The organism is Nostoc sp. (genome assembly GCF_035638895.1).
Lineage (GTDB): Bacteria > Cyanobacteriota > Cyanobacteriia > Cyanobacteriales > Nostocaceae > Nostoc.
The window spans coordinates 1-11,530 of the sequence record NZ_DASQZC010000696.1 but is presented as its reverse complement, the minus strand read 5'-3'; the positions used below and the strand labels follow the sequence as shown (position 1 = coordinate 11,530).

Below are 11,530 nucleotides of genomic sequence, written 5' to 3'. Positions count from 1 at the left end.
TCCCTAGATAGAGGCGCAAACTGCACTTGCCCTGTTGCACCTGAAACACATAAGTAACTACGCAAAATTAATTACAGTCATTGCGAGCGTTCGCGCAGCGTCTCGTAGAGAAGCAAAGCAATCCCAGCCCTTGCGATTGCTTCATTTCGCTTCGCTGCATTCGCAATGACATTGTGTAATTAATTATGTTTACCTACTTATCTACAAAACCACCCAGAAATTTATGGCTGCTTCTTCAATGTAAATGTCCCCTGGGTGTTAACAACATCCACAAAGCGCCCAGTAATAAGTCCGGGTTCGTCTAGCCTGCCACTGAGGGCAGCAGTATAATTGACTTCTAGCCCTGTTGTCCCAATTTGTGTAATGGTGAGGACGGGCTGTCCTCGGTTGATAGTAGTTGGATAAACGTTGACCAGAAAAATACTATTGTTGTTAGTAGGCGACGCATATCGTCCGATACCGCCTACAATCTTAATCGAGCAAGCACCTTGTACACTGCATTGACTCGCAGGAAGACTGACTTGGTAATCCCACGTTCCGTCTAAGTTATTGCCATTATTGATAGCTTGAGCAATTGTAATGACAGGTGGAGGAGTCATAGCAACTGACTTACAGGTAGCTCTCAAACCGATTACGCTGGAAAGCAGAGCAATTGTGATCGGAAAAAAGAATTTACGTGATCGCATAAACAGTTGCTTCCTAGAAAAATAGTTTTGTCACGGCAGTCCAAGATTTTTATAACTGCTTGATATTACCTTCATCGGAATGAAGTATATTTATGCAAATCTGTCGATATTTTTTTAGCTATAAGTTTTAATTGTTCAACTAATGCTTGTTGTAACTATCTTGTATGCAGAGAATGATTGCCGTAGGCGCAGCCCGCCGCAGGCATCACTCCTGAAGAAAACTTTGCGATTATACTGAAATTGCAAATTTTGAATTTCATCAGGTTTAACCCAATCTCTCGAAGGATTTTTCTAGATATTTTCAAGCTCTATAAGGCTCACTGCGATAAAAAACCAACAACCAGCAGAGGCAAGAGGATTAAGAGAGACACAATCAAAACGAGGGTTGCTGGATCAATTTTAATATGGTTCTTCTGTGGATCGCGCATTTGGCACTCTCTCGAACAATAAATATATCAACTCAGCCTAAAGGATGTTTACTTCTTTTTCCAAGCCCAATGAGGTTTAGAAGTGTAAACTTCTAAGTAACTTTATCGCCCCATCTGCTTATTTCTTCCAAGGTAGTTTAGTCCCCATTTCAGTTAATGCAGAAAAGATGAGATAGAGAATGAGTAACCCAGCACCCGCACAGAAAGCCAGTAAATCGTTATCCATAAATACTATTTGCTAAAACTTCGCTAATCATAGCGGAATCAACTAATCTTTAGCGTTTTTCTGAGTCTGCAATCTTTGGTCTTCTGGGTGCAAACTGTACCAGCCATACCAGTGACGAACTGCTAGCCAGATGGCTGAAAGAAAACCCGCTAGGCTGAGGGTAAGGCCGCTGAATGGTACTAATAATCCAAAGATGGGTAATACTGCTCCAGCAATAGTGCAAATGATCGCAGCCAGGGAAGCATTGCGACTTGCTCCCAATCCCCATGTTAAAATTAGTAAGATGATGGAAATCAAAGTCCAAGCCAACTGAGCATTCATGACGCGAGCTAGATAAGTCAAAGTCAATAGACAAGCAAAGAAAATACTAGCAGCGATCGCAATATTTTTAAAACTCATTGGCAGTGACAAATATAACAACAATATCCACCACAAAAATATTGCTGGTGCTAGCAATAAAAGACGCGGAATTACGCCAGTGTGACGAATGGGTTCGGTGTTGGTAAACACTCCAAATGGATTTTTGACTGAAACATTATCATCAAATTTCCAAGTAAATTGTGTACTGCGTCCGTTAACTTTAATCTCATTCGGTACAACACCACTAGCAAAATCAGCCGGAGCAAAGTTAGCAACTGCTATGAGGCTAAAATTAGAAAGCAACTGTCCTGCGGCGCTATAAACCCAGCGAGGCCCTCCTTGAGCCTGATAGGTGACTCGAAAAGTGGTTTCTTCCCCTGGTTGTAACTGGAAGGGAAAGCCATAGTCTCCCGGATTGGTTTGTTGTAACCTAGTTCCATCACGTTCAACTTTATAGCTAGCAAGCAGTGTATAGCCGTTAGGTGGCGGTGCTTCAAAGAAAAAATTATTAATATCCTTGAGTTGGTTAACTACTTTATAGTCAGCAGTATAATTTGCCTGATAAACTGAGCTACGACCTGGAACATCTATGCTTTGGTCAAGCTTGACTTGAATTTGCGAACCAGCCAACGTCAAGAAGCGGTTGATTTCTCGTGTCTCATTTACCTTGACAATCTTGCCATTGACTTGAGTGTTATAAGAGTATGGCTCTCGAATAGAGTAGCGCACTTGCGGCGCAAATTGTTCGAGCTTTTCACCTGCAACACTTTCAGCAACTTGAGCTACTTTTGCTTGTTCCCAGTAGTGGTAGCGATTGCTTAAAGTTGAACAGAGAAAAAATCCCGGTACTAATAGAATTAATACTAGAGTTAAATGCTGTAATCCTCGCAATAGTTGAGAATAACCAACAGCCCATTCGCCGATAAATATAACTTGTTCCGGCTTGCTTCGACGCAGAGAAAAACTGATCAGTGCGATCGCAACTCCCAAAGCTACGACCAAAAATACTAATAACAGTGAAGCTTTGAGCGCCTGGGTTCCAAATTGGACAAGCTCAACTGGATGCGTCAAATCGGGTAATCCGGGAATACCTTGTGCAGAAGATGACATTGGTTGATTTTTGCAGAATTTGGAGAACCAGACCGATAAAATCTCTTAAAAGTTTCTGGGAAAAAGTTTTATTTGATACGCAAACAGGTTAAACAAATGCTGCGTAGGCGTAGCTAGCACTTCTCTACGTTCGCGCAGCGTGTCGCAGACAGACGCTTTGCGTAGCTTGCTTCTCCGTAGGAGTAGGCGTTTACGTTTTTACGGTACTCACCTGTAATTACTATTGGTATAAATATCAAAAGCCCAGTCTTAGTGACCAGGCTTTTGAGCGTAAACAATGGGGCTATATTCCCCGAAGGTTAGTTATAGAGGTTCAGTATAATATCGATGCTCTAATAAGTGATACCACTTTGCTGTTATCGATTCCGGAAAATTCGCTAAAAATTTTTGAGTAACCTTTATCTCCCAAAATACAGCAAGCGGCTGGTAGCTTCAGCGTGTAGGATCTAAAAATATTAATTTTCCGGCTTTTGCTGATGAATAATGAATTTGGTAGCTGGCAAGAATGGCTGACAGTATTCACCTATCTAGGTTTTACGGTCTTTATTATCTGGCGCGTTTTTTCCACCGAGAAGAATTAAAAAAGCTGCATATAATTTTATAGACGCGATTAATTGCGTCTCTACTTTTCAGATACCTTTAAATCCCATACCTTGTTCTAATTGAGCTGCAACTTTACGAGAAATCTGAAAGCGAACACCAACTTGGCTAAGTAATATGCCAACTAAAATCAAGCAACCACCAATATATTGAGCGAAGGTAGGGACTTCACCCAGTACAAAATAAGCTGCCAAGATTCCCACAATTGGAGTAAAAGAGCCAGCTAAGGAAGCCGTTGACACAGTAGAAGCTCTCAAGCCCTTGAGCCAAAATGATTGACCTAAAACCACAATTACAGCAGCATAAACAAGCATCCACTGCCACAGGAAAGGTGAAAATACATCCATAAAGTGGTCGCTGCCATAGAGAACTAAAGCAGCAAAGAAAAATATTACAGTTCCTAGAGCAGTACGAAAGATACTAAAGATTCCCACTGGGATATCAGAAAGCCATTCTTTAACAATAATTGTTGAAACTACTGAAGCTACAGCTGCGATCGCTGCCAATAATTCCCCAATACCTAATCTTAAAACACCCATGTTGATCGTAGTCGTCTCTGAGGGTTGCAGCAGAATAGTTAGAGCAACCCCGACAAATGCAGCGATCGCTCCTACAACTTCCCAACGATTTACCCGTTCCCTCAGTAACCAGACTGATAAAGCTATAGCTAGAGGTGGTTCCAAGCGTCCAATCAAAATAATATTGTTGACCCCTGTTAATGCTAATGCCTGGAAAATTAAGCCAGGGACAAGCGCTCCTGATAAAATAGCGATCGCTATCAGCGCAAACCAATCTTTCTTTGACAGTTCCTGCAAAGCCTTTTTGTTCCACTGCCGCCTATAAATAGGTAACATAACTATCAAGGCACATAGATTCCCTACAAATAAAACATTACATAAAGAAATCGGATTTCGACCATCCATCAAATGTTGAGCGCCAATTTGTGTCAGCTTGCGAGTAACTGCACTAGAGGCTCCAAAAATCAAAATTGCTAGCCAGAGATAGGTTTGACCGGGAATTTTATAGATAAAAAGATGCCATCTTCTCGGTCTGCTCATAATAATACTGCTGCAAAAAATACTCTTTACTATACTCAGCTAACTTAGGTAATTTAAGGTGAGATTAATCTGAAAAAACATTTAAAGCAAGCTGAGGTTGAAAATATCAGAGTTTTCTGAGAATATGCTGAGTCTAAACTAAATTTTTCTAAGGGATAAATTCAGACAATTACTAGACTGGTTTCATTTGAGCTTTAGTAGCAGATGAGATGCTTTACTCATCGGGAAACTTCAGCACAAGGAAAAATAAATGAAAATTGCTTCTTCTCTGCTTACAGGTGTTGCTCTTGTTGGTATGGTAACAGTCTGGGATGTTCCACTTAAAATTGTCAGTCCTTCACTGGTGCAAGCATCAGCCGCAGAAAAGAAAGATGCTACAGGTTTGACTACTCAACAAAAGATTGATTTAGTTATCAAGCATAAGGGTCAGTTTGGTGGTGGTGATGAACTACGTCGTTTCTTTTTTGGCGATCTTGAACCGCTAGGTATTCAACCCGGTGGCGCAGGTATGGTGGTTAATCTTTACAATAAAGCCAATAATGTGACCTTTTCTTACTGTTCTACCTTTGATGTAGTAGTTGCGGTTAAGAAAGGTAAAGTACCAAAGTTTGAGGCTGATGAGGTCAAGTAATTATTAGTTGTAATTAAGTAGACATAAATAATTGAAGAATTCAGGAGCGTCTTTGGCTTTGCTCCTGACTCCTGAATTCTGTTCTATAAAAACTAATTTGTAACTTTTAATGAAAGGTCAGGTATGGAATTTAGAGATGCTATCTTGTTGTTACATCCAGCGATCGCTGTACTTGTAGTATTTCCCTTAATTGGCGTCATTGTCAACCGCGCTTTACAAGTCCGTCAACGCCGATTGCAAACTTTAGCCATAGGTAAGAGCAAAATTCCCGCCACTGTAGGACAAGAGCATACTCAGTTGGGTCGTTGGCTAACTGGAGCAGTTGTAGGTATTGTTTTAATAGCGTTTGCCTACGATATTTTTGGTAATATTTTAGATAAGCAACTTTGGATTAAAGCACCATTCCAGGTAGTATTTATCGGGTTATTGTTTGTGGCTGCGATCGCTTCTCTGTATTTACTCTATCAGGCAAAGCAGAAAAACTGGCGTGCCATATTTGCAACCCTCACAGGAATTGCATTAGTAGTGCTTGGATGTCAAGATGGTATTTACCGCAAAACTGACCAATGGTATACCTCTCACTATTATTATGGGCTAACCTCTGCTCTGCTGATGATTCTTTCTCTCTCCATTTTGCCAGAAATTTATAAAGATAAGACCAATCGCTGGCGCAAGGTTCACATTACTATTAGTGCCCTTGCTCTCTTACTATTTATCGGGCAGGGGATAACAGGAACGCGCTCATTGTTAGAAGTTCCACTCACTTGGCAAGAACGCTATATCAATATGCTTTATGAGCAAAAATGTGATACTAAACCTTGTACAATCCAGCCACTATCTTTACCTAAAATTAATAATGAATAGAACTAGCAATATTTTCACTACCCTAGACAAAACTAAAAGTGAAGCAACCCACAAATATCTGGATAAATCTTGACCCTTTTTCATTGCAATTACGCCTAACCATTGGTATTGCTACATTTTCAACTTTAATATTAGGTAGTTTTGCTGCATGGACTAGTTGGAAAATGCAGCAAATTTTGATTGATAGTCGTAAGCATAATATAGAAGAAATCACTGAGCGCTTGCCGCGTGATGTGCAACTTTACAGTGAAATGATGCAACCTGAAACTGGATTGCAGAAAGCTATTAATAACTTAGCAAATACCAACCTATTTTTATGGTTAAAAAATCCTGATAATAAAATTTTGATAAAATCTGCTACTTTAGATTTGTTATCTAAATCTACGGCTACTAAGTTAATGTCCCTTAGTAATATGCAGATCAAACCACAAATTTACAAAGTTAATCAAAGGTACTTTGTTATCAGTAGTAGTTTTTTGCAAGTGCAGGGTAAGTATCTGGGTAAACTATTTGTAGTACATGATATTACTCGTGAACAGACAATGTTTATGGCAATACTGCAAAGTTTGAATATTAGCTGTATTTTGGCAATTATTGCAATAATAACTATAAGTGCATTTTATATTAGACGTTCTCTGCAACCACTGCGCCAGCTAAGTCAGATGACTTCTGTCATTTCTATAGAAGATTTAGGAAAAGCACAACTATATGTTGATAATGCACCCAGCGAAGTCAAAGAATTAGCTCAAACTTTAACCATGTTGTTATCGCGTCTCTCACAATCTTGGGAGCAAGAACGAGAATTTGTGAGCAATGTTTCTCACGAATTACGTACACCATTGACGATTGTACATGGTTACTTACAAAGCGTGCTGCGGCGGCAGAATAACTTAACTGAAATTCAACAAGAAGCCTTAGAAACTGCTTCCTCAGAAGCCGAACGTACCATTCGCTTACTACAAGATTTACTTGATTTAGCACGAGCAGATAGTGGTTATTTGAATTTTCAGATGAAATCTTACGTGTTAAATGACTTAGTTGAAGAAGTCGTAGTGATGGCGCAAAAATATAGCGATCGCTTAATTACAATCGAGTCAACAACTTATCCCATTGGTGTGAAAGTAGACTACAGTCGTTTTAAACAAATATTGCTCAATTTAATTAATAATGCTATTAATTATTCTGAACCTAATACACCTATAACTTTAAAGTTAAATCAGTTTCATAACAAAGCGATTATTCAAGTTTGTGACAAAGGTTATGGTATTCCTTTACAACACCAAACACATATTTTCGAGCGATTTTACCGCGTAGATGAATCCCGTTCTCATGCGGCTGGCGGTTCTGGTTTGGGTTTATCCATTGTTAAGACTCTTGTAGAGGGTATGGGTGGTAGTGTATCTGTGCAATCAAAATTAGGAGAAGGGAGTGTGTTTACCATCACTCTACTTAAATAGCTAATCAAAGCCAGGTTAAAGTAGCACTTTGATTGTGACCCTATCCACTTTAAAATTACAAATATGGCAGCAAATATCCTCTTAGTTGAAGATGAAGTTAAACTAGCGCGATTTGTTGAATTAGAACTAAGTAGCGAAGGTTACAATATAAACGTGGCACATGATGGCATCGCTGGTTTAACATTAGCACGGGAGTTATCGCCAGATTTAGTCATTCTTGATTGGATGCTTCCAGGGCTGTCAGGCTTGGAAATCTGTCGTCGGTTGCGGGCAACTGGTATTTACGTACCAGTAATTTTACTGACAGCAAAAGATGAAGTTAACGATCGCGTCGCAGGTTTGGATGCAGGAGCTGATGATTATGTAGTCAAACCATTTAGTATAGAAGAACTCCTAGCTAGAATCCGCGCTCATCTACGCCGCACTCAAGAAACAGATCAGGATATTTTTCAGTTTGAAGACTTGAGTTTAAATCACCGGACTCGCCAAGTTTACCGGGGTAAGCGGGCAATTGAGTTAACCGCTAAAGAGTTCGACTTATTAGAATATATACTCTCGCATCCCCGTCAGGTATTTACTAAAGACCAAATTCTACAAAAAGTTTGGGGTTACGACTTTATGGGTAATTCCAATATCATCGAAGTATACATCCGCTACTTGCGCCTAAAACTAGAAGAAAATAATGAAAAACGCTTGATTCATACCGTGCGTGGAGTAGGGTACGTACTGCGAGAATAGTCAGTCCCAACCCTTGGGGACGCTGTGCGATCAGGGAAGTCAAAAGTCAAAAGTTAAAAGTTAAAAGTTAAAAGCCAAAAATTTTGAACCCCATAAATAAATTTAGTTGCTCTATACCTTTTTATTTCTGGTCAAAATCAAAACATTTTATTTTCATTCATATCTTTGGGTTAATATCATTTCTTCTTGCAGAAACGATATTAACCCAAGGATTTATTTGATGAAATCAACTTATATATCAAAATATAGGACTAATGTTTGATTTCTGAAAAAGCTCGGTACAGATCGAATAGCCTAATTCCTTATTCCCTACTCTTTACTCCCCACTCCCCGCCCACGTAGATAATTTCAAAAATCAAATACGATTCCTATAGCAATTCGTAATACTCTACGTAATTCAGAAAGTCAGATTACATCTGGCTGGGTTTCCACCATTTATATCTGTAGTCTTATTTTGGAGAATTGATATAAGATATGTGCAACAATTAGTCAGTCTTAAGGACGATAAAATTGCGAATAAAAACAAATTACGAGCAATCTGAGATTGTACGCTGTTTTGTAGCAGTACTGCTTTTCGGTCAAGTGTGGCTACATTTTCTCCAAGGAAAAACGTATTATCGCAAGATTCTGCAACATCTGGTGACTGCTGGGCCAGGTTCTATCTCTCCAGTTCTGCTTGTCAGTGGTTTTGCAGGAATGATTTTTACCATTCAAACGGCGAGGGAATTAGTCCGATTTGGAGCTGTAAATGCTGTGGGAGGTGCTTTTGCTTTAGCTTTTTGTAGAGAATTGGCTCCAATTTTGACCGCTAGTATTATGGCGGGACAAGTAGGCTCTGCTTTTGCATCAGAAATAGGTGCAATGCAAGTCACAGAGCAAATTGATGCACTTTATATGCTCAAAACTGATCCAATTGATTATCTAGTAGTTCCTAGAGTAATTGCTTGTAGTTTAATGGTGCCTTTGATGACGATTTTGGCTTTAGTTATGGGCATCTTCGGCGGAGTTTTTGCCGCATCATATTTTTACGAAATTCTTCCCGAAACATTTTTAGAATCAGTCAGAAATTTTTTAGAACCGTCAGATTTGTTTATTATTTTGCTAAAAGGGTTTATTTTTGGTGTGCTGGTTGCTGTTATTGGCTGTAGTTGGGGATTAACTACTAAGGGAGGAGCAAAAGAAGTAGGAGAATCGGCAACAAAAGCAGTGGTTACTAGTTGGATATCAATTTTTGTGATGGATTTTTTCCTTTCGGTACTGCTGTTTGAACAGCCTGCATTTTGAAGTATTAAATCAGTGAACAGTCAACAGTTATCAGTTATCATATCATGGTCAAAAAGTAGGGTAAGATCATCTAATTTGGTATAAATAAAACTTGACAAATTCCAGAAAATCAGCATAAAAGATTGTGTAAAAAACAATAGTAGTTTACGATGCCGTTTTTGGAGAAATGGGAAAAAAGCCGATGACTTAAGAAAATTAGCGAAATTCACGAATATATTAACTTATGGATTAGCGCACCCAAGGCCAAACCGATCAATGAAAAGGTAGATGTAGTCCAAAAGGCTAGCCCCTCCCTAAGACCTGCTGTTTGAAAGTCTATCTTCACTAAGATAGTTGCCGAAACGATCAGCAAAGTATCAAGAAATACCCGAAACCAGGCAATCATAATAAAGAACAAGAAAGCTCCTAAAACAGCAACGGCGAAAGACCTCGTATTTGATTTCAGCAAAACACTGAAATAATATCTCATTTTCATCCAAGGAATGGTCAACGTTACTATTAAAAGCAAGATAGCAACGACAGTCGCCACCCACACAGACACAGGAGCGAGTGTTTCAGCTATTACCCAGCCCAAAGTACTGTAACTAAGCAGTACTAATGCCAGGGACACCCAAGGAACTCTTTGCAAAATTGACATGGGTTAATACTCCTAGTACAGGGTCAACAAGAGGAAAAGGGGCAGGGAGCGGGGAGCAGGGGGAAATCTTCATATATATAATGTAGGGCTTCTGAAAGTTTGGACGTATTATTTTTTGTGTTACACATCTCGTTCGCGCAGCTTGCCGTAGGCATAACAAATATTTTTACTTTCGGGCATAAATAAATTTAGGGCTGCTGAAACCCTTGTGCCAGGTGAATTACAGTATCTTTCCCTCTGCTCCCTTCCCCCTGCTCCCCTGCCTCTTAGGTCAAGGTCTTATTCCATTATTGAATCTTATAACTATTGACTAATAGCTAAACAATCATTTTCTGCCCACCAAGCGTAGATGGACGTGTCGCGGTCTGGTAAAACGCCAAAAGTATTCGGTTGCAACACATTTATGCTAATGCCATTTGTTAATTCCACAACATAATTAACATGTGTGCCCAAATACATAACATTGACAAGCCGTCCTTCAAAACAGTTAGTTGGCAAATTGGGTGGATAAAGCGAAAGCTGTATTTTTTCTGGCCGCACGCAGACTACCACTGCTTGTGATAATTCTGATGGTGTATCTTCAGCGCGGTTAATGACAATTGAGAGTCCCGTTTTTGTCGAAATTTTAATATTAGAAGAGTCTACCGCTACAATTTCACCGCTAAATAAATTAGTATCGCCAATAAAATCAGCAACAAAGGATGTGCAAGGACGTTCGTAGATTTGGCTGGGAGTGCCAACTTGTTCAATTTTGCCTTGGTTCATCACAGCAATGCGATCGCTCAAACACAATGCTTCTTCTTGGTCGTGTGTCACCATCACAAAGGTTACTCCCAAATCTTTGTGTAAATTTGATAACTCCACTTGCATTTCTTTACGCAGTTTTAAATCTAACGCCCCTAAAGGTTCATCCAGTAATACCACGGTGGGACGGTTGACTAGGGCCCTTGCTAAAGCGACTCGCTGCTGTTGACCACCAGAAAGTTGATTGGGAAAGCGCGATCGCAAACTTTCCATTTTCACGAGTTTTAAAGCTTCTTCGACTCTAGCTTCAATTTTCGATTTGGGTATTTTTTTTAACCGCAGTCCGAAGGCGATGTTATTCCAGACATTCAGGTGGTTAAATAGAGCGTAACTTTGAAATACAGTATTGACGGGTCGGCGATAAGGCGGCACATTAGTCATAGACTGACCCTGAATCAACACCTTGCCAGCATCAGCGATTTCAAACCCAGCGATTAAACGCAGTGTTGTTGTTTTACCACAACCGGAGGGGCCTAAAATACTAAAAAATTCTCCCTGTCTGATATCCAAATCGATTCCATTTACTGCTGGTTCTTGGTTAAAAAACTTGAACACGTTACGCAGTTCAACATCAAGTGGCTGAAAAGTTGTTATCCCCCTTTGATTCTGCATGACAATTTGAGCCATAATCCTCAGTAGAATGCCGT

The 11,530-nt window shown here is 39.7% G+C and carries 10 protein-coding genes; 5 read left to right on the top strand and 5 right to left on the bottom strand.

The annotated features are described in order from the left end of the window. Positions 1 to 221: 221 nt before the first annotated feature. The 3 genes from VE944_RS33115 to VE944_RS33105 form a co-directional block, all read right to left on the bottom strand. Entirely contained in the window at positions 222 to 599 is a 378-nt protein-coding gene (locus VE944_RS33115) for a hypothetical protein (protein ID WP_324987745.1), read from the bottom strand. A 783-nt stretch (positions 600 to 1,382) separates the two neighbouring features. Further along, the gene (locus VE944_RS33110) at positions 1,383 to 2,810 is read right to left on the bottom strand and encodes a hypothetical protein (protein ID WP_324987742.1); all 1,428 of its coding nucleotides are present in this window, start codon (positions 2,808 to 2,810) and stop codon (positions 1,383 to 1,385) included. Positions 2,811 to 3,439: 629 nt separating this feature from the next. Next, complete coding sequence (locus VE944_RS33105; RefSeq protein WP_324987739.1) at positions 3,440 to 4,468, bottom strand: DMT family transporter; 1,029 nt, start codon at positions 4,466 to 4,468, stop codon at positions 3,440 to 3,442. Positions 4,469 to 4,718: 250 nt separating this feature from the next. Here VE944_RS33105 and VE944_RS33100 point away from each other — a divergent pair, with 250 nt between their 5' ends. The 5 genes from VE944_RS33100 to VE944_RS33080 all read left to right on the top strand — a co-directional run bounded on the left by VE944_RS33100 (position 4,719) and on the right by VE944_RS33080 (position 9,442). Continuing rightward, positions 4,719 to 5,099 carry a hypothetical protein gene (locus VE944_RS33100; RefSeq protein ID WP_324987737.1) on the top strand — a complete coding sequence of 127 codons (381 nt, stop codon included), beginning with the start codon at positions 4,719 to 4,721 and terminating at the stop codon, positions 5,097 to 5,099. Between the two features lie 123 nt (positions 5,100 to 5,222). Further along, complete coding sequence (locus VE944_RS33095; protein ID WP_324987734.1) at positions 5,223 to 5,963, top strand: DUF4079 domain-containing protein; 741 nt, start codon at positions 5,223 to 5,225, stop codon at positions 5,961 to 5,963. Between the two features lie 38 nt (positions 5,964 to 6,001). Continuing rightward, positions 6,002 to 7,420, top strand: a complete 1,419-nt coding sequence (locus tag VE944_RS33090) for a sensor histidine kinase (protein ID WP_324987731.1) — start codon at positions 6,002 to 6,004, stop codon at positions 7,418 to 7,420. A 63-nt stretch (positions 7,421 to 7,483) separates the two neighbouring features. Continuing rightward, complete coding sequence (locus VE944_RS33085) at positions 7,484 to 8,158, top strand: response regulator transcription factor (RefSeq protein ID WP_324987728.1); 675 nt, start codon at positions 7,484 to 7,486, stop codon at positions 8,156 to 8,158. A gap of 510 nt (positions 8,159 to 8,668) precedes the next feature. Beyond that, positions 8,669 to 9,442 carry an MlaE family ABC transporter permease gene (locus VE944_RS33080; RefSeq protein WP_324987725.1) on the top strand — a complete coding sequence of 258 codons (774 nt, stop codon included), beginning with the start codon at positions 8,669 to 8,671 and terminating at the stop codon, positions 9,440 to 9,442. Positions 9,443 to 9,647: 205 nt separating this feature from the next. Here VE944_RS33080 and VE944_RS33075 read toward each other — a convergent pair whose 3' ends face one another. Both VE944_RS33075 and VE944_RS33070 read right to left on the bottom strand, forming a co-directional pair. Continuing rightward, positions 9,648 to 10,079 (bottom strand): hypothetical protein, encoded by a 432-nt coding sequence (locus VE944_RS33075; protein ID WP_324987722.1) that lies wholly within the window; start codon positions 10,077 to 10,079, stop codon positions 9,648 to 9,650. A gap of 303 nt (positions 10,080 to 10,382) precedes the next feature. Beyond that, on the bottom strand, positions 10,383 to 11,510 hold the full coding sequence (locus tag VE944_RS33070; protein ID WP_324987748.1) for an ABC transporter ATP-binding protein: 1,128 nt from the start codon (positions 11,508 to 11,510) through the stop codon (positions 10,383 to 10,385). Between the last annotated feature and the right edge of the window lie 20 nt (positions 11,511 to 11,530).